22 protein-coding genes are annotated in these 17,210 nt (G+C 42.6%); 14 read left to right on the top strand and 8 right to left on the bottom strand.

The genetic code is table 11. The annotated features are described in order from the left end of the window. Positions 1-48 precede the first annotated feature (48 nt). The 4 genes from HFELIS_RS00320 to HFELIS_RS09270 all read left to right on the top strand — a co-directional run bounded on the left by HFELIS_RS00320 (position 49) and on the right by HFELIS_RS09270 (position 2,300). Positions 49-363, top strand: a complete 315-nt coding sequence (locus tag HFELIS_RS00320) for a hypothetical protein (RefSeq protein ID WP_013468539.1) — start codon at positions 49-51, stop codon at positions 361-363. 369 nt (positions 364-732) lie between these two features. Then, on the top strand, positions 733-1,044 hold the full coding sequence (locus tag HFELIS_RS00325) for a hypothetical protein (protein ID WP_013468541.1): 312 nt from the start codon (positions 733-735) through the stop codon (positions 1,042-1,044). 127 nt (positions 1,045-1,171) lie between these two features. Then, positions 1,172-1,738 (top strand): hypothetical protein, encoded by a 567-nt coding sequence (locus HFELIS_RS09140; protein WP_013468542.1) that lies wholly within the window; start codon positions 1,172-1,174, stop codon positions 1,736-1,738. Positions 1,739-1,919: 181 nt separating this feature from the next. Next, a complete protein-coding gene (locus HFELIS_RS09270) occupies positions 1,920-2,300 on the top strand; it encodes a hypothetical protein (RefSeq protein ID WP_013468543.1) in 381 nt (126 codons plus the stop codon). 30 nt (positions 2,301-2,330) lie between these two features. On the opposite strand, the gene HFELIS_RS00340 is transcribed toward HFELIS_RS09270, so the two are convergent. The 5 genes from HFELIS_RS00340 to HFELIS_RS00365 form a co-directional block, all read right to left on the bottom strand. Continuing rightward, positions 2,331-3,110, bottom strand: a complete 780-nt coding sequence (locus HFELIS_RS00340; protein WP_013468544.1) for a tetratricopeptide repeat protein — start codon at positions 3,108-3,110, stop codon at positions 2,331-2,333. Between the two features lie 235 nt (positions 3,111-3,345). Continuing rightward, on the bottom strand, positions 3,346-4,572 hold the full coding sequence (locus HFELIS_RS09150) for a PAS domain-containing protein (protein WP_013468545.1): 1,227 nt from the start codon (positions 4,570-4,572) through the stop codon (positions 3,346-3,348). Next, the gene (locus HFELIS_RS09275; protein WP_231844178.1) at positions 4,569-5,243 is read right to left on the bottom strand and encodes a hypothetical protein; all 675 of its coding nucleotides are present in this window, start codon (positions 5,241-5,243) and stop codon (positions 4,569-4,571) included. Before HFELIS_RS09275 ends, HFELIS_RS09150 begins: the two co-directional genes overlap by 4 nt. A gap of 6 nt (positions 5,244-5,249) precedes the next feature. Further along, entirely contained in the window at positions 5,250-5,816 is a 567-nt protein-coding gene (locus tag HFELIS_RS00355; protein ID WP_013468547.1) for a hypothetical protein, read from the bottom strand. 525 nt (positions 5,817-6,341) lie between these two features. Continuing rightward, positions 6,342-6,614, bottom strand: a complete 273-nt coding sequence (locus HFELIS_RS00365; RefSeq protein ID WP_041302658.1) for a hypothetical protein — start codon at positions 6,612-6,614, stop codon at positions 6,342-6,344. A gap of 219 nt (positions 6,615-6,833) precedes the next feature. On the opposite strand from HFELIS_RS00365, the gene HFELIS_RS00370 reads away from it, so the two are divergent. Further along, complete coding sequence (locus tag HFELIS_RS00370; RefSeq protein WP_041302659.1) at positions 6,834-7,949, top strand: YbfB/YjiJ family MFS transporter; 1,116 nt, start codon at positions 6,834-6,836, stop codon at positions 7,947-7,949. 373 nt (positions 7,950-8,322) lie between these two features. Here the strand turns inward: HFELIS_RS00370 and HFELIS_RS09005 are convergent, their stop codons facing one another. Beyond that, the gene (locus HFELIS_RS09005) at positions 8,323-8,487 is read right to left on the bottom strand and encodes a hypothetical protein (protein ID WP_158305092.1); all 165 of its coding nucleotides are present in this window, start codon (positions 8,485-8,487) and stop codon (positions 8,323-8,325) included. A gap of 346 nt (positions 8,488-8,833) precedes the next feature. Here HFELIS_RS09005 and rpmE point away from each other — a divergent pair, with 346 nt between their 5' ends. The 9 genes from rpmE to HFELIS_RS00420 all read left to right on the top strand — a co-directional run bounded on the left by rpmE (position 8,834) and on the right by HFELIS_RS00420 (position 14,916). After that, positions 8,834-9,037 (top strand): 50S ribosomal protein L31, encoded by a 204-nt coding sequence (gene rpmE, locus HFELIS_RS00380; RefSeq protein WP_013468550.1) that lies wholly within the window; start codon positions 8,834-8,836, stop codon positions 9,035-9,037. Positions 9,038-9,041: 4 nt separating this feature from the next. Then, positions 9,042-9,890 carry a 16S rRNA (cytidine(1402)-2'-O)-methyltransferase gene (gene rsmI / locus HFELIS_RS00385; RefSeq protein ID WP_013468551.1) on the top strand — a complete coding sequence of 283 codons (849 nt, stop codon included), beginning with the start codon at positions 9,042-9,044 and terminating at the stop codon, positions 9,888-9,890. Next, on the top strand, positions 9,887-10,570 hold the full coding sequence (locus HFELIS_RS00390) for a TrmH family RNA methyltransferase (RefSeq protein ID WP_013468552.1): 684 nt from the start codon (positions 9,887-9,889) through the stop codon (positions 10,568-10,570). Before rsmI ends, HFELIS_RS00390 begins: the two co-directional genes overlap by 4 nt. Beyond that, positions 10,570-11,529: a hypothetical protein gene (locus HFELIS_RS00395; RefSeq protein ID WP_013468553.1), complete on the top strand. Its 960-nt coding sequence runs from the start codon at positions 10,570-10,572 to the stop codon at positions 11,527-11,529. The genes HFELIS_RS00390 and HFELIS_RS00395 overlap by 1 nt, the downstream gene beginning before the upstream one ends. Beyond that, a complete protein-coding gene (locus HFELIS_RS00400) occupies positions 11,529-12,359 on the top strand; it encodes a hypothetical protein (protein ID WP_013468554.1) in 831 nt (276 codons plus the stop codon). The genes HFELIS_RS00395 and HFELIS_RS00400 overlap by 1 nt, the downstream gene beginning before the upstream one ends. Positions 12,360-12,420: 61 nt before the next feature. Further along, entirely contained in the window at positions 12,421-12,975 is a 555-nt protein-coding gene (locus tag HFELIS_RS00405; protein WP_013468555.1) for a YceI family protein, read from the top strand. 1 nt (position 12,976) lies between these two features. Continuing rightward, positions 12,977-14,290, top strand: a complete 1,314-nt coding sequence (gene hemL, locus HFELIS_RS00410) for a glutamate-1-semialdehyde 2,1-aminomutase (RefSeq protein ID WP_013468556.1) — start codon at positions 12,977-12,979, stop codon at positions 14,288-14,290. Further along, entirely contained in the window at positions 14,280-14,543 is a 264-nt protein-coding gene (locus HFELIS_RS00415; protein ID WP_013468557.1) for an AtpZ/AtpI family protein, read from the top strand. The genes hemL and HFELIS_RS00415 overlap by 11 nt, the downstream gene beginning before the upstream one ends. Then, on the top strand, positions 14,536-14,916 hold the full coding sequence (locus HFELIS_RS00420; RefSeq protein WP_013468558.1) for a hypothetical protein: 381 nt from the start codon (positions 14,536-14,538) through the stop codon (positions 14,914-14,916). Before HFELIS_RS00415 ends, HFELIS_RS00420 begins: the two co-directional genes overlap by 8 nt. On the opposite strand, the gene HFELIS_RS00425 is transcribed toward HFELIS_RS00420, so the two are convergent. Further along, positions 14,894-15,712, bottom strand: a complete 819-nt coding sequence (locus HFELIS_RS00425) for an outer membrane protein (protein ID WP_013468559.1) — start codon at positions 15,710-15,712, stop codon at positions 14,894-14,896. The two genes, HFELIS_RS00420 and HFELIS_RS00425, sit on opposite strands and share 23 nt — an antisense overlap. A gap of 346 nt (positions 15,713-16,058) precedes the next feature. Then, positions 16,059-17,210, bottom strand: coding sequence for an amidohydrolase (locus HFELIS_RS00435; protein WP_013468560.1), 1,152 nt, complete (start codon positions 17,208-17,210; stop codon positions 16,059-16,061).

Below are 17,210 nucleotides of genomic sequence, written 5' to 3' on the forward strand. Positions count from 1 at the left end.
GATCTTTAAGAGCTGTAGAGTGGGGTAGAAAAGTTGCCAAGGATTCTCATGGACAAAGCATTTATTAAAAAAGCTTTGCATTTTGCTAATACAATTTGGTTCTTTGCTATCGTCAATACAATGATGATCCCTAACCACCATCATCATGGGGTAGGAGCTGGAATGGCAATCATGCTATTTGGCTTGCTTGGCTACATAGGTGCTATCATTCTAGTGTTATGCCCTAACAAACGCATTTCTCTAAGAATCATCGCTCTGGGGTTTGTGCTGTGTTGCTGTGTATTTACGCCTCCCATAAGGTATATGGGACATATCCTATTGAGTGTAGGGGCTCTTGTTTTTTTGGGCGTGTTTTGGAGATAAAAAATGGTGGCTTTTCCCTATACCGCTTTTAATCAGCACTGTTTTTTCCTTATACGGGTGACTTAAGTGGGATATGTCGGTATCAGGGATACTGGTAATGTATGTCCTCCTGCTTTTTCCCATGCTCTGCACATACCCCATTAGGAACGCTCATTGGGATTTGAGGTTCTTGGGCGTTTTGGTTGCTACATGTGTTTTGTGGTACATATTAATTGTTTTTGAACCTTTAAAGTATTTAAAGCCATATATTGGGACTTAAGTTTGCCTAGAGGGGTTCTCTTATAAACCTTAGTTTTGTAGATATTGATGTTAGCGATGCAGACATTTTTAGGGTGAAATTGCAGATGCAGTTAAAAAGCTTTGGTGTGCATGAATGTTAAAACATTTTTCTTAGGGCTGGTGTTGGTGCTCATGCCTATTTTGACTTTTTTAGTGTGCGCATTGGTGGGGGCAGGGCTGATTATGGCTTGCCACTCTTATCTAGCGCTTTTGAGTGAAGTGCTCTTGGGCGCGCTGTCCTTTCTGCCCATTGTCAAAATTTACAAACATACAGGTTGGGCTTTTGGCTGTAAAATGAGCGCGACTTTCACTTTGCTAGTCGCACTGAGTGGGTTTTTTAATGGGTTAGTAGTGGTAGGTGGGTTTTACATGGGGCTGGGGATTTTAAGCCCGTCTTGTTAGAACTCTTTACAACATGGCTTTTTCTCATGGAAGTTTTACATAAGTTCTAAGCTACCTTATTCCAAACTTTTAAATCCAATCATGCGCTATGCTTGGCGTTGCAAGAACATTTAGAAAAGGAGCTTAAATGATTCGCCTACTTCTCTTAGTTCTCTTGGTCTTAAATCTGCAGGGCAAAGAAAAAGAACATGTATTGACTATCTTTGTTCCAATAGGCAAATCCCAAAAAGCCCAATTTTTCAAGGCATTTGAGGCACTCTATAATTATATGCAAAAATCCTCCGCCAAGATAGACAATGACATAAACGATCCTAATAGCCCAAATGACCCAGATACAGCATACCTACCCGCTTTGACTTGGGCTATGCGGCATTACACCGATGCCTCTATCCCTCTAGCTAAAGCTGTGGGGCAACAAGTCCCCTTATTTCAAGAGTTTAAGCCCAAAAACACAAGAGAAGAGCTTTTTTTAGCCCATGTGAAGGATATGGCCATGTTTAACGCCCTAGACCTCATAGTAGTAGATTTGCTTGAAAAAAAGGAGACATTTATTGCCCGCGAATTTTTACATATCAACGCATGGCTCTATGTCCCACTTTTCAATGCCCACAAGCTAGGGCTAGATGTGATTGCCTATCTTAAACAACTCCATCGTATCTTTTCTAAAAATACTGATTTGCATTGTCCCCCATAAGCCTTTTAGAAAACGTTTAGCCCAAGATATGCATGAAGCGCATATACCCATGCAAATCTTCGCCCACCATGCAGACTATAGTTATTGGGTTTCGATAGTTCTGAACACCATCTTTGATGGGAGGATAGCTTGGGAGCGGGTATCTGACACATGTGTATTTAGGCGCATATTTTGGGATTTCATGGATAAAAACGCCCAACGCATAGACCCCGAACATCTATCCGATCTCTACACAGCACGGGTAATCCCCTTAAATCGTAACGCCCCTTTTTACAACCGCTTAAAAAATGATAACCCCAAGATTTTAAAAGACACCTTAAAAGACCACCCCACCATGTGCCTAAGCCCTAAATATTTAAGCCCCAAATCCCAGCAAACCTGCCTACAACTCTTTCAATCCCAAACCTACAACGCTAAAGACATTCAAGAGCAATTACACCTTGTGCGTTTGATTTCTATTGATGATAGCCCTTGTGTGTATTTAGACCCTAAGGACAAGTTGCAAACTTTTAAGTCTGACAATGAGATCTGTTTGGCGTTACAAAGAATGAAATTTTTATAGTGATCGCAACCTTTTTGGGGCTTAAAAGAGTTATTTCTTTTCCAAAGAGAGTTGGTGTTCTAATGCTTCAGCTTCTTCACAATCTACTTGGTCATCACTTTTTTTGCAAGCCTTTTGGTAGTATTCTAAAGCCTTGTTTGGATCGTTTTTAAAATAGAGGTATAAATCCCCCAAACCCGAATAACCACCAGCATCGCCTAAGTCAATTGCTTTTTGGTAATAGGCAACGGCTTTAGTGTAGTTTTTAGGGACATCTATTCCGTTGCCATACATCCCTCCCAAAGCCAAATAACCCTTAGTGTATCCTAGATCGCCTGCTTTTTGAAAGTATTCTACGGCTTTAGAAGCACCTTTAGAAATCTCCCCTTCATAGTACATCTCTCCTAAAAGAAAATAAGCCTCCCCACTCCCCATATCCCCCGCTCTTTTATAGTATTGTGCGGCTTTAGAGTCATCTTTAGAGGCATCGTACCAAGTGCTATGAGCGTTATATATCTCCCCCAAAAACAAATAACCATCAGCATTCCCCATATCCCCCGCTTTTTTAAGGTATGCTATGGCTTTGGAATAATCTATACCAACCCTGATAGACTTGCTATATAAATACCCTAGACCCACATAACCCCTAGAATCTCCCATATCAGCTAGCTTTTGATAGTATTTAAAAGCCTTTTGATCGTCAAAGTCGTGATTAAGGGCTTTTTCTGCGATTAAATAGTATTGATCTGCCTCTTTGCTCGCATGCACACTCCCCAAGCAACATATGCTAATTAAGACTAACTTAAATAGGCTTTTGATTATATTTGTCATTTTATTCCTTAATTGCGCAATCTAAGTCTATAGCTTGTGCACCTTTTTCCATACTCCAAAAACCCTAGCCCATCACCCACATCCGTAGCCTTTTGGAGATATGGAAGCGTTTATTCATACTTTATACAATCTTTTTCCAAAGCTCTCTTACCCCACTCTACGACACGCTTAAATTCAGCTCTATACGCTCGCAATTTAATAAAGCCAAGAGAACTAAGAGAAGTAGGCGAATCATTTAAGCTCCTTTTTCTAAATGTTTTTGCAACGCCATACAAATCGCGTTGTCAGACTTAAAGCTTTGGAGCTTGTCCTTAGAGTTAAGATACACACAGGGCGCGTTGTCAATGGAAATCAAACGCACAAGGTGTAATTGTTCTTGAATGTCTTTAGCGTTGTAGGTTTGCTCTTGAAAGAGTTGTTGGCAGGTTTGCTGGGATTTGGGGCTTAAGTATTTGGGGTTTAAACACATGGTGGGGTGGTCTTTGAGCGTGTCTTTTAAAATCTTGGGGTTGTCATTTTTTAAGCGGTTGTAAAAAGGGGCGTTACGATTTAAGGGGATCACCCGTGATATGAAGAGATCAGAAAGGTGTTCGGGGTCTAGGTGTTGGATGTTGTCATGTATTGCCCCTTGACCAAAAACACTAGCCATGATAGATGGAGTTTGCCCTAAATCAAAGATGGTGTTTAAAACTATAGAGACCCAATACCTGTAGTCTCCAGATGTTCCCTGAAAGAGTTCATCAAAGATGTTGTTAGTACTGCAACATGCGTTACGCATATCTTCAGCTAAGCGTTCTCTAAAAGGTTTATAGGGAACAATGTTTTTGAAATTTTTTTTCATCAAGTCTTGAAGTCTTTTCATTAAGTCTTGAAGTCTTGCTCGATTAAAGTCAATGATATTTCCAAAACTAACCTGCTTTTTAGAAAAGATACGATGGAGTTGTTGGAGATAGGCAATCACATCTAGCCCAGCCTTGTGGGCGTTGAAAAGCGGGGCATAGATCCATGCGGTGGCGTTTAAAAATGTGCGGGCATCTTCTGTAGGTGATGCGTCTGGGATATACATGACATCATCGAGTTTTGCCTCAAGAACAATATTTGCAGAGAATATGTCTAGAATGTCTAGGACATGGAGCATTGCCATATCCTTAACATGGGCTAAGAAAAGCTCTTCTCTTTTGTTTTTAGGCTTAAACTCTTGAAATAAGGGGACTTGCTTGGCTACAGCTTTGGCTAGAGGGATGGAGGCATCTGTGTAATCTCCTATAGTCTGAGTCAGATCGGTTAAGAGAACTGGATTGTCAGGCGGGTTTTTTAGATCATCATATATCGCAATAAAGGATTTTCGCATGTAGTCATGAAGTGCCTCAAATGCCTTGAGAAATGGGGTGTCTTTATGGCTTGGGGGCTCTTTGCCTTGCAGATTTAAGAGTAAGAGAGCTAAGAGAAGCAAGCGGATCATTTAAGCCCCTTTTCTAAGTTCTTTTGCAACGCCAAACAGATCGCGTTGTCAGACTTAAAGCTTTGGAGCTTGTCCTTAGAATTAAGATACACACAGGGGGCGTTATCAATGGAGATCAGGCGCAAGGAGTTTAGGTATTTTTGTAAGGGTTTAGGGTTATAGGTGTGTTGCTTAAAAATTTGCAAGCAAACGGCTTTAGCTTCTTGGTTTAAATACTGGGGTTGCAAACAAATGGTGGGGTTTTGGGTGAGAGTGCGTTGCATCGCTTTAGCCAAAGGGACTTTTGGCTTGAAGACAGAAGGAATTGTATAAAAATCATCCTCGGCAAGGACCATACGCACATGGGTCAGAGTTTCCCAATACAAATCCATATTGCTTTCATAGTAATTTGCAGCATTTCCCAAGAAGGCAAAATCGTGCGCCTGGTAATAAGCCATCCATGCGTTTAAATCTTGGACCTTGACCCCCCCAACAACACGGACAATCTGGATGGCCAAAAAATCTCTGTAACCATCCTCTGCATTTTTGCCAGCATCCTTTACATTGGAAGTAAAGTCGTCAGTCATGCCATTGTCGTGCGTCCCGATGGATTTAAAATCCTCAAAATAGTGGCGCAAGGCCGGGGTCTTAGGACCTTTGATCATGTCCAAACTATCTGCGCGAGCGTCCATAGTCATTCAAAGTGTAAAAAGGGACGGTGAGTCATCATCCTTGTCTTGCAATGCCTGCAAATAGTAGAGATAATCAGTGAAGTCCAAACCCTGATGATAGGCTTCAATCAAGGGGGCATAGGTCAATTCTGTGCCCCTTAAAAATTTTAGAGTGTGTTTTTTAGCGTCAAAGGGTTTCACACGCTTGGGAAACTTCATTTTCTTGCACTTTGACATATGGTTGTTGCAATAAAATTCGGGGGTCGAGTCGCGCAACAAATTAAAAATGTTATACATCTCAAGGGCTTTGAGCGCTCGGATCATTTGGGCTTGCTTGGGGGTTTTGGGCTGGAAGGCTTGTAAAAGCGGGATGTGATCGACAAAGGCTTGCAGGTGCTTGACAAGGGCTGGTGCTTCTTTTTGCATAGCATGCGAAAAGACCTTGTCTTGATTGATACGCGTGTAACGCTCTTTAAAATCTTGCTCATAGATTTTAACCACCGATGCGTGGGCTTGTTGCATTTCTTGGACCAAATCAACGCTGACAGCCCATAGGGGACTGATGAATAAAAGGGCGCAAATTAAACAGATCACTGAACCCCCTTTATTTAAGTGCTTAGCAAGCCAATTTTTATCACATTGAGTTTTTCAGCAATGTTGCGTGCTTTGCCGACTATATTAAAACAAGTCTCAGCAACCCTAGTGTTAATAATATTTACCACAATTATAAACGGGCAATCGGTTCAATGATCCCACTAAAATCACATGCACCGCATTCCCTTGTTAGAACTTTTTGTTTGTTCTTGATATTGACTGATCTTGCTGAGTGGTTGGACATAGAATTGAATATAGGTGATGCGATTGTCCATACCATTAGTTTTAGCTTTTTATAGTAAGGATGCTCAAAGTAGTGGAATTCTTGGACAGCTGGATTGAGCACGACATGCTCAACATTAATGACTAAAAGGTTTGATGATACTCCCATCAACTCCCTATTTATCCTCCTCCATTTTAGGAGGTACATCTATTTGTACTTTTCTATTACTTAAGAAGGCGGTAAAGGGTCTTGGTATACTTCCCACTGATGCTTTGGAACTTCAAGAGTTCAAAAGAGTGAAGTTACCATTTAGATAGTTGATTAGGTGGCCAAAGTAAGGTGTATTCACTCACTTGGATTTCCATGCTTTTAACTTGGGTTCTTTGCATGTCGTGATAGTTGATAGGAAACTTCCTAAAGAGCATGACATTTTCTTTAGCATAGGGGCAGAGTGCCCTAAAACTAGCGACTTTGATGTTTTTCCAAAACTTTTCAACGACTTTAGAGAGGTTTTTAAGGCTGACTTTAGTCTTAGTCCCTATCATCTCCTTAATATCCTCAACTTCAAACGCCAAGAGATCGTCCTCCTTGTCTTTAATTTTTAGGGGGTTGTTGTTGTGTTATGGTTTGGTCTTTTTGGGAACCTGTATCGGTATGAGCGATTGTGAGATGGCTTGGGTTTGGGTTGTTTGTGTGGGCGTAGTTGGCTAAGTATTGATCAGACTCCTTTTTACATTCTTTGATTAAAAATCAATTAGGAGTCAAATTCAAAAACGGGAGCATACAATTGGAGCATTTTTGCTTGTTTTTTGGCGACCTTTGTGGCTAATGGCTTGGCGCGTTTTGGTTATGTCGTGCTCATTCCTATGCTCATTGTGGCGGGTAATCTTACGCCTAATCAAAGCCTACAGCTGGGCATCGCCATTTTAGTGGGCTATATCTTTGGAAGCTTTAGTATTGGCGTTCTGCAAAGGTATGTAAGCCTAGAGTTCATCGCTAAGTTAAGTCTGCTACTCATCGCGCTAAGTTTCTTTGCCTGCTTTTTTGACTCTCTGCCTTTTGCGTGGGCGTGGGCGTGGCGTTTTGTGGCTGGGGTGGCTTCTGCAAGCTTGATGGTGCTGGCTGGTCCGCTGGTTTTAAGCCTTGTTAAAGAAAAGCAACGCTCTAGTGTTAGTGGATTTATTTTTAGTGGGATTGGCATTGGTGCGATCTTTAGCGGCTTTGTGCTGCCCTTTTTTGCGCCCTTCATCCATTGGGCATGGATTTTACTAGAGGGCTTGAGCCTGCTAGCTTTTTTCTTTGCTCTCTTCTCTTTAAAACCCCTCCATCCTCCCAAATCCCCCTCCCAAACCTCTAACTTCAAGCCTTCGTTCTTTTTCCTCTTGCTTATGATCTCCTATGTGCTTAATGCCATTGGCTATCTGCCTCACACGCTTTTTTGGGTGGATTATTTGGTGCGCGACCTGCATTTTAGTAGCCATACTGCGGGGGCTTCTTGGGCATTTTTTGGCTTTGGCTCTGCATGTGGTGCGCTTTTAAGTGGGCTACTAGCTAGGATCATCGGGCTCAAACAAGCTTCTATTGTAGTGCTTACGACCAAGGCTTTTGCCTGCTTGATTCCTGCCTTTTCCTCCCAGTTGGTGTGGCTTAATCTCTCCATTTTTTTAATGGGTTGCACCACGACGGGCAATGTTGCGCTCACTAATGCGATGGCTCTGCATTTGGTGGGCAAAGAGCACTTTGCGCGTGCCTCTTCTTGGCTCACTTTTAGTTTTGCTCTATTTCAAGCACTCTTTTCTTTTAGCTTTAGCGTGTGTCTACATCATATGAGCTTTTTTAGTCTGTTTATCTTTTGTGGGATCGCCTTGATCTTAAGCTTTATTATGTTGTTGCCGGTTAAAATAACTTAAAGTTTTTTTGAGTCAAGTTTTTATGATAAACTTAAAGTAGCTTCAGTTTTGTAATAATTGTTTAAGTGGCTTTTCCTACCGTTGGTAAAATGTTTTTTTGTTGCTAGCATCATACTTTTGAAAATCTACACCATATTGTGTCAAACACATGTGCCAACAGATTTTCTTACCGAGTAATGTAAATCACCATGTCTAAACTCATTTTAGATAGATAGCTATCGTAGCTTAGGGCAGTTGCATTGCACGCCTTAAGCGTTTCTGTCCGCATTTGGATCACACGGAGGTTGGTGAGTTTTTAAGCCTAAACGCCTCTTGAATAGCAGAGTTTCTATGTCTAACATCTTGCTAACTCCTATTTAACTTTTTTTCACCATTAGCTTTCTTGAGTTTGGTTTGTTGCTTGGTTTGCTATTGGTGCTGTCTTTGCTATCTTTTCCGCAAACTTTGCTGTAAGTATTCTTTTATTCTTGTTAGATAACTCTAAGATGTGCTTAAAGTCCTCTTGAATCTCTGTGGCTTCTTCAAACAACTCTAGCAAGCCCGCCCTTTGCATTTCGTCATTATCTCTTGCAAGTGCAAGACATAGCTTGTGATGTCCTCTGTGGAAAGATGGCAAGATTAATTGCATAAAATTAAAAACAATTTAATTTGTGGCATAAAAAGCCCATAGAATAGGTATTTTGTTCTTATTTTTGCAAGAATTTTTAAAGTTTTTTCTAGGTACAGATAGACTAAAAATTACCTTTTGACCACTAATATTATTTGTTTTGCCTGACTAGGCTAACATAGGCAATCCTTTTACGCGCTATTATAAAACACTTTAAGCCTGGCCATTACTAAGCAAAATTTAGCTAGAATACGGAAAACTTTTTTGGAGAAAATGCATGAAAAAAGGTATTCACCCTGAATATGTCCCTTGCAAGGTTACTTGTGTTACAAGCGGTAAGGAGATTGAAGTTCTTAGCACCAAAAGCGAGCTACGCATTGATATTTCTAGCTTTTGCCATCCTTTTTATACTGGCAGTGATAAGATTGCTGACACTACCGGACGCGTAGAGAGATTCCGCCAAAAATACAAAATGCAATAAGCCGTTGCTCAGTTTAATACCCACCCCCATTGGGAATTTAAAAGATGTTACCCTGCGTAGTCTAGAGGTTTTATCTAGTTGCGCTGTGCTTTTATGCGAGGATGTGCGTGTAACTAAAAGATTGCTTTTTTTGCTTGAACAAGAGGATTGGGTTCAGTCAGTGCTAAAAGAAAAGCAAAAGTCTTTGCGCCAAAAACGCTTTTTATCTTTTCACTCTCACAATCAAGAAGAGTTTTTGAAAAGTGTAGAACCTTGTTTTTTCACTAACCAACATGTGGGTTTTGTGAGCGATGCGGGGATGCCTTGTGTGAGCGATCCGGGGGCTAGCCTAGTGCGCTTTGCTCAAGAACGTGGGGTTTCTTATGAGGTTTTGCCCGGACCTAGTGCTTGTGTGAGTGCTTATGGCGCGAGTGGGTTTGAGGTTACAGAGTTCCATTTTGTGGGGTTTTTGCCTCCAAAGAGTGCAGCTAGGCGCGCTAAAATCGCTAGCCTTATGAACTCTCTGGGCGCGTTGGTAATTTATGAAAGTCCCAAACGACTTTTAGACACTCTTGGCGATTTGGCTTTGATGTGTCCTGAAGGGATTGTCTTTGCGACTAAGGAGATGAGCAAGCTCCATGCCTGCCATTTTAAAGGCACGATTTTGGAGGTGTCTACACAGCTCCAAAGTGTCCCCTCTAAAACTTTGCAAGGGGAATGGGTGTTAGTGTGTCTCTTGCCACAACAAGAGATGCCTAGCCTCTCTCTTAGAGATATTGAGGAGATGGACTTGCCCCCCAAGATCAAGGCAAAGTTATTAGGCAAACTCAAGGGAATACCCCCTAAAACTCTTTATGCTCAGGGTTTGGCATGATTGTCTTTGGCAAGCAGGTGATTTTGCACTTACTCAAACACCATCCTAGTCAGATTTTGGAATTTTATTTACTCAAAGAGATCGATAAAAAAACCTTTAGCTTGCTACAAGCACACCAACAAAAGTATCAGAGCGCGCTCTTGCGTGTGGATGCTAAAAAAGCCCAAGCGATGGCTAAGGGAGGCAATCATCAAGGATGGTTGGCTAAGGTTCTCCCGCCCAAATCTAGCGCTCTAGGTGTGCTTAAAAGTTTGGATAAGCTCCTTGTGCTCTGTGGCTTGAGCGATGTAGGGAATGTGGGCGCGCTCTTTAGAAGTGTGGCCTGTTTGGGTTTTGATGGGGTGATCATGGATAAAGCCCTGCCCTTTGAGGGATTGGCGCGTGCAAGTATGGGCGCGCTCTATGATGTGCCTTTTTGTGTTTGCCCTAATCCTTTGGACATTTTGCAGGGGCTCAAAGATGTCCGCGTGCATTGTTATGGGGCACACATTGAGGGGCAGAATGTGCGCCAAGTGGTCTTTAAACCTCCTTTGGCGATTTTTTTAGGGAGTGAGGGGGCAGGTCTAGCTCCCAAGTTGGTGCGGCGTATGGATACTTTAGTAAACATTGGCATGGAAGGTAAAATCGACTCGCTAAATGTGAGTGTAGCAGGAGCAATTTTAATGGATAGGGCAAGATAATGGACACACAAGACAAACTCAATGAGCTGGATAAAAACCTAGCTTTCCTAAAAGAAAAGGGTCTCAAAGAGATTCACAAGATCACTAAAATTGCCAATCCCAAACTAGAGGCGATTTTAGACAAGCGTTTTGAGGACTTGCAACGCGTGCATGCAGTGGGTTTTTTGCAGATTCTAGAGAAAGAATATGAGTTAGATTTGAGTCATTGGCTTGTCGAGTACGATAAAGTGCTTTTTGTAAAACCCCCCGCTTCTCCCTCTTTAGAGAACGAAACTACTCCTCCCTCAGAGGAACTTCCCTTTGTAGATACCAAGCGCTCCGATCCTGAAATCCTCAAAACTTTCCAACCTAAAAAAAGTTCTAAGTGGGCTTGGGTTGCGCTTGCGATCTTGCTTGTGGGCGCAGGGGTTTATACCTACCGCGACAAGATGCCTTTTATGGCTTCTAAGAGCGATCAGCAAACCCCACAGGTCTTAGAAACCCCTCCCCCTCAAAGCCAATCTGAGGCTTCAACTTTACAGAACAATCCTACACCACAAAACCCCTCCTCTCCTTCACCTCCTCCCTCTACTAATTTTGTAGACATGCCAACGCAAACTCCTACAACACCTTCTCAAGACAATGCACAACAGCCCTCCACACAAGAAAAAGAGGATTCAACACAGCAAACTCCTAGTGCAAAACCTGACACCATCCTCATCATACCCAAAGAAGAGATGTGGATGGAAACCATAGACTTAACCACCAAACGCAAAACTCAAGTGACTCTCAAAGAACCTTTTAGCTTAGAGACCAAAAAACATCGTTGGCTTTTGGCTTTTGGGCATGGGAGTTTATCTTTAGAAGCCAATGGCCAAACTTTGGATTTTGATCAAGAACGCCCCTTGCGTTTTTTATACACGCCTAAAAAAGGGCTACGGCGTGTGAGTTATACGCATTACCAAGAGTGGAGTCGCTAATGCCTTTGCTCAGATTTTATCTCTTGCTTGGAAGTTTTATTGCGCTTTTAAGTGGGGATCTTTTAGATGAAAAAATCAAAAATCTTGTGGGCAATCGTTTTTATCAAACCAACAAAAACTTTATTGCTAGGGTGTTTCAAAACCGGCGTGCTTTTTATATCCAAGACAGGCTACAGGTTAAAAAAGTCGTAGACACTCTTAAGGAAAATGGTTTATTGCCCCTAAAATTTGGGAAGCCGGGTATGCTTTATGTGAGTTTTCAGGCCAAAACCTCGCCTTTGTTATTGCTCAAAACTACACAAACCGTGCTCGCTTCTATGGGTTATGCGTATTTCATGATTTTAGAAGTGAACTATAAAGATTCTTGGAGCAAGGCAGTTTTTGCCCTCAAAACAGAATACGCCCTTGATCCAACCTTGATTGCCACTCTCTTTCACAAAAGGGGTTTTATCTTTGCCGATCTCAAGCGGGATAGTTTGCAGAATTGGAGCTATTATTTTGGGGTGCGCATTCCAAAACTTGCCAATACGACCACAATCATACCCTCAGGGAACTATCTCGATCTCAAAGAAATTAGCGGGGAGTATTGGTTGGACATGACTTATGGGGGGCGACTCAATATTGTTGCCAACACCCCCGTATGGCATCCTCAAATTAGCTTTTTTGACGCGTCTTTACATATGCTTGATTTCACACGCAGTGCAGACGCAACCTCAAAAATTAGTATTAATGTCCCCGATAATGTGCGTTTTGTTAAAGTGAGTGATGTAAAAAACCCCCTTGTGCTCAAGGGGGGCATTAAAGTTCTCTTAGAACCCTTGCAACATTAATCGCCCTATATTAGGGTTTTTGTAGTATCATGGCGTGTTTTAATTTCAAAAGGAGTTCTGAATGAAAAAATTTGTCTTAGGTGCTTTGTTGGCTACTGGTTTAGTTTACGCCACCTCTATTGATACTAGCAAGGTCAGCATGAGTTTTACTGCCTTTAAAACCCCCAAAAAGGCGGCTGTAGAAGGCACTTTTGATGGTGTGCAATACCATTTCAATAAGGACACCTCTAGTGTAGTGCGCATGCTAGACAAGGCTAGTGCTAGCATTGATGTAACCCATGTCAATCTGCATGATGAACTCAAAAGTAAAAATGTCAAAGAAGCTTTCTTTGATTTGTTTAAAGACAAGAATCTCAAAGTCTTTTTTAGAAATGTTGTAGAAGGCGAAAATCAGGGGAGTATCTTAGCCACAGTGCGCATGAATGGCAGGAGTGTCAAAGTGCCTATGACTTACACCATCGAAAATAACGAGCTCACAGCGACAGGTCTTTTAGATGTGCTTGAATTTGGCCTCAAAGACGCATTTGCTAAACTTGCCAAAGCTTGCGAAGTCCAGCATGAAAAACTTACTTGGTCTCAGGTGCGCATCACCTTTAAAGCAGGTCTCAAAGACTAATATGGCTAAAAAACAACTTGGCCACGCCCTACTGCATAGTATCAATGATTTTAACGAAGCTAAACAAGTGATCGCCGGGGGGGTTAACTCCCCTGTGCGCGCTTTTAAAAGCGTGGGAGGCACACCACCCTTTATTTTTAAGGGTGATGGGTATTCTCTCTATGATGTGGACGGCAATTCCTATGTCGATTTTGTGCAAAGTTGGGGACCCTTGCTCTTTGGCCATGCCGATGCACAGATTCAAGAAAGAGTGATTGAAGTTCTAAAAAGAGGCATGAGTTTTGGCGCACCTACAGAACTAGAAACTACTTTGGCTAAAAAACTCGTTTTGAGTTACGAGGGTGTAGAAAAAGTGCGCTTGGTGAGTAGTGGAACAGAGGCAACCATGAGCGCGATCCGTCTTGCGCGCGCTTTCAGTGGCAAGGATAGAATTATCAAATTTGAGGGGTGCTACCATGGGCATAGCGATAGCCTGCTTGTAGACGCAGGGAGTGGGTGCGCTACCTTTGGCGTGCCTAGTTCTTTGGGCGTGCCAAAAGCCATCAGCGATCAAACTCTTATCGCCCAATACAATGACATTGACTCCGTAAAAGCCTGTTTTGAGGCGGGGGGCGTGGGTTGTGTTATCATCGAACCCATCGCCGGAAACATGGGGCTAGTGCCTGCTAAACTTGAGTTTTTGCAAGAACTCCAGCATCTTTGTAACAAATATGAAGCTGTGCTCATCTTTGATGAGGTGATGAGCGGGTTTAGAGCTGGGGTTAATGGCTCACAAACTCACCACCGCTTAGTGCCCGATCTAGTTACCTTTGGTAAAGTTATTGGGGGCGGATTGCCCTTAGCGTGTTTTGGAGGTCGGGCGGAAATTATGGAAATGCTCGCCCCTGTGGGGGGGGTGTATCAGGCCGGGACTTTGAGCGGTAACCCTGTAGCAGTGGCTGCAGGCATTGTTGCGCTTGAAAAGATCGCTCAAGAACCCAAGCTTTTCTCTCGCCTTGAAGAGTTGGCCCAACGCTTTGTCAAGGGACTTGTAAAGATTGCAGCTTCTCATGGGATTGCTCTGCAAGGCTGTGTGAGAGGGAGCATGTTTGGTTTCTTTTTTAGCGAACAAGAAGTGCAGGACTTTCAAGGGGCTAAAAATTCCAAAACAGATCTTTATGCGCGCTTGCACCAAAAAATGCTCCAAAGAGGCGTGTATTTAGCTCCCTCAGCCTTTGAAACGGGCTTTATTTGTGCGCCCATGCATGTGGATATTATCGATGCCTGTTTGCAGAAAGCCCAAGAGAGTTTTTCTGAAATCGCGCATGGAATCTGAACCCCGTTTTAAACGCCTTGTGGAGGGAGCGAGTGTTTTAAGCTTGGGGATTTCTATTGTAGTGGCCGTTTTGATTGGAATTGGGATCGGCTATGGGCTCAAAAAACTCACCGGAGTCGCTTGGTTGTTTTGGTTAGGCGTGTTTTGGGGAGTGGGGGGGGCTATTTTAAATGTGTACAAAGCCTACAAAAAGGCTAAAAAAGATTTAGACACTCTAGCTCAAGACCCCAAGTATCACCAACAAGATGTGTAGCTTTAAGTGCGCTCTGCTCGTGATATTATGCAATGTAGTGGATGTGGGAGCAGTGGGCTATTTTTGGGGATTGTTGGGCGCGCTCAACTTTGAAGTCGGCTTTATAGGCTTCTTGTTAATTTTGCTAGCAGGCTATCAAAAACTCAAAAATACTTTGAAACAAGCTAAAGAAAAAGCAACCTCTAAATTTATGTTAGGGCTAGAAGTTAACTTTAGTTGGAGCAAGATAGGAGCTTATGCTCTCTTTTTGGCAGGCCTGCTAAGTTTGACCCACTTTAGGGTCTTTGAGCCCATCCCCTACTTAGTGGGGTTGGGCGTGTGTTTGGGGAGTGTGCTAGGAGTTTATATGCTTAGAAATCAAAGACATAGTTAATATAAAGAGAGGCGTTGCGGTGGTAGTAGAGAGAAACTTTATCATTGCCTGAAGTCTTTTGGTAATAATACATGGGGATAACCGGAACAAGCGCGCCAAACTCAAGACTTTGTTTATCAGAAAAGTTTGCCCTAAAGCCAAAATTAATGGGAAGCTGGAAATAGCTTTGGTGGTAGTCTTTGCCTTGAAGTTGTTTTGGTAAACAACCCGTTGCCATTGTAGTTTTTGTACGAGCTTGCCCCGAAGAACCACTACCACTATCACTTGGATTGCCTTCCACGATTGAACAACCTCCTGAAACAAGATCATTTTTCCCAACAATATGACCGTTTGCTCCATCTCCTCCGTTCATCACAGAACCTACCCAGCTATTGCCAATTAACTGGAAGCCTACAAAAAACCCCAACGCATAGCTATTGTCTTTGGGGACAAAAAAGTCCCAAAGAAAATCCATGCCAGCCCCGTAATTAACGCTAGCAAGCGTGCCCGTGCCAGACATACGCCCCACAGCGTTATAGGCAAAATTGGCATAGTAGCGCAAGCCGATGCGTTTAGATTGGCCAAAAAATTGCTTGTAGCCCGCTCTAATATTAAAGCCCCACATGTCGCTAGAATAATGTGTGTTGTAATCAACCACATTATTTTGTTTGAGATATTCCTTAGTTTCCATACGCGACCATTGGAAGCCTGCTCCAAGATAAGCGGCATTCCTTTCAGCCGATAAGGTAGATAAAGCAAGCGTGCTAAAAAGGCTCATGGTAGCTACAGAAGCCAAGCTCTTAGATAAAAAAGCCATCGAAAAACCTTTATTTAGTGAAAATGGAGATGAATCTCTGAGGCAAGATTTTAAGATAAATACATTAATTTTTTTCTTAAATTTCTTAAAAAAATTCAAAAAAGAAAAAATAAAATTTAGCCAAAACACCGCTCGATACAGGTGTGTTTTTCTAGTCTCCAAAACCCCCAAAAAACAGCCCAGATAGCCCTATTATGCGTCAATACCTACAAAGATTATCCCCCTATTTTTTACCTACAAAAATGCCAAAAAAACACCATATATTAATTGCCATATTTTTATAATAATCCCTTATTTAGCCCTAATCTGCTTTAAGAATTTCCTTAAGTATTGCAAGCCCTAAAAGCTAACCCAAATACTTGAGCACCAAACCCGCATAATAACTTGCCGCACGGGCTAAAAGGGCATCATTAAAGACATAGTTAGAAGTGTGGATGTAGTGAGTGGTTTCGTTCTCAAAAAAAGCGTAGGCGCACTTCCTGCGCTCGCAAAAATAGCCAAAGTCCTCACTTCCCATTGCAGGTTTATGATCAAAACAACAATCTTGCGCCCCAAAAATATCTAGGGCGACTTCTTGGGCTAGGGCGGTGGCTTCAGAGTGATTATTTGTGATAGGGGTAGCAAACTCGTGCGTGATGTTAATTTCCACTCCTTGTGCCAAAGCCACACCCTGACAAATTTCTTGAATACGCTTGGCGACTAGCTCCCGTGTCAAAGAATCTAACGCCCGCACGCTCACTAGCAACACAGCGCGATCGGGGATAATATTATGCGCACTCCCCGCATTCAAAGCCCCTACACTCACCACCGCGCTATTTTGCGGGTCCACATTCCTAGATATAATGCCTTGCAATGCCAACACTAACAAAGAGGCCACTAAAATCGGATCTTTGGTTTTCTCCGGCGCGCTAGCGTGCCCACCCTGAGCCTTAATCTCTAGGGTGTAAGCGTCTGAGCTGGCCATCATCGCGCCCGATTTAAGATAAAACTTTTTATCACTCCCTAAGGGCATGTTATGCCATCCAAAGATCAAATCGCTATCAAACTTTTCTAGCAAACCCTCTTCAATCATGGCTTTTGCACCGCCTAAATTTTCCTCAGCGGGTTGAAAATACAAATGCAAAGTGCCCTTAAAATCTTGAGTGGCTAGGTATTTGGCTGCCAGTAGCAAAGACGCGCTATGCCCATCATGCCCGCAGGCGTGCATGCGCTGTGGGGTTTGGCTTTGATAATCTAGCCCACTATCCTCTTGGATAGGCAGAGCGTCCATATCCGCGCGTAAACCAATTTTCTTAGCAGAATCGCCCTTCTTGAGCACCCCTACTACGCCGGTTTTACCCACCCCCGTATGCACTTCATAGCCAAATTCTCTCAATTTGTCAGCCACTAACTGAGAAGTTTGGACTTCTTTAAAACCCAATTCGGGGTGTCGGTGGATTTGGTGGCGGATGGCTATAAATTCCTCTTGCATCGCAACAATTTCTGGGATTAAATTCAT

Source organism: Helicobacter felis ATCC 49179, from assembly GCF_000200595.1.
Taxonomy (GTDB): Bacteria; Campylobacterota; Campylobacteria; order Campylobacterales; family Helicobacteraceae; genus Helicobacter; species Helicobacter felis.

Excerpts from the sequence above, each read along its gene's own strand:
- HFELIS_RS00320 (WP_013468539.1), top strand. The coding sequence starts at position 49 with ATGGACAAAGCATTTATTAAAAAAGCTTTGCATTTTGCTAATACAATT.
- HFELIS_RS00325 (WP_013468541.1), top strand. The coding sequence starts at position 733 with ATGAATGTTAAAACATTTTTCTTAGGGCTGGTGTTGGTGCTCATGCCT.
- HFELIS_RS09140 (WP_013468542.1), top strand. The coding sequence starts at position 1,172 with ATGATTCGCCTACTTCTCTTAGTTCTCTTGGTCTTAAATCTGCAGGGC.
- HFELIS_RS09270 (WP_013468543.1), top strand. The coding sequence starts at position 1,920 with ATGGATAAAAACGCCCAACGCATAGACCCCGAACATCTATCCGATCTC.
- HFELIS_RS00340 (WP_013468544.1), bottom strand. The coding sequence starts at position 3,110 with ATGACAAATATAATCAAAAGCCTATTTAAGTTAGTCTTAATTAGCATA.
- HFELIS_RS09150 (WP_013468545.1), bottom strand. The coding sequence starts at position 4,572 with ATGATCCGCTTGCTTCTCTTAGCTCTCTTACTCTTAAATCTGCAAGGC.
- HFELIS_RS09275 (WP_231844178.1), bottom strand. The coding sequence starts at position 5,243 with ATGGACGCTCGCGCAGATAGTTTGGACATGATCAAAGGTCCTAAGACC.
- rpmE (WP_013468550.1), top strand. The coding sequence starts at position 8,834 with ATGAAAAAAGGTATTCACCCTGAATATGTCCCTTGCAAGGTTACTTGT.
- HFELIS_RS00390 (WP_013468552.1), top strand. The coding sequence starts at position 9,887 with ATGATTGTCTTTGGCAAGCAGGTGATTTTGCACTTACTCAAACACCAT.
- HFELIS_RS00395 (WP_013468553.1), top strand. The coding sequence starts at position 10,570 with ATGGACACACAAGACAAACTCAATGAGCTGGATAAAAACCTAGCTTTC.
- HFELIS_RS00400 (WP_013468554.1), top strand. The coding sequence starts at position 11,529 with ATGCCTTTGCTCAGATTTTATCTCTTGCTTGGAAGTTTTATTGCGCTT.
- HFELIS_RS00405 (WP_013468555.1), top strand. The coding sequence starts at position 12,421 with ATGAAAAAATTTGTCTTAGGTGCTTTGTTGGCTACTGGTTTAGTTTAC.
- hemL (WP_013468556.1), top strand. The coding sequence starts at position 12,977 with ATGGCTAAAAAACAACTTGGCCACGCCCTACTGCATAGTATCAATGAT.
- HFELIS_RS00415 (WP_013468557.1), top strand. The coding sequence starts at position 14,280 with ATGGAATCTGAACCCCGTTTTAAACGCCTTGTGGAGGGAGCGAGTGTT.
- HFELIS_RS00420 (WP_013468558.1), top strand. The coding sequence starts at position 14,536 with ATGTGTAGCTTTAAGTGCGCTCTGCTCGTGATATTATGCAATGTAGTG.
- HFELIS_RS00425 (WP_013468559.1), bottom strand. The coding sequence starts at position 15,712 with ATGGCTTTTTTATCTAAGAGCTTGGCTTCTGTAGCTACCATGAGCCTT.
- HFELIS_RS00435 (WP_013468560.1), bottom strand. The coding sequence starts at position 17,210 with ATGAATTTAATCCCAGAAATTGTTGCGATGCAAGAGGAATTTATAGCC.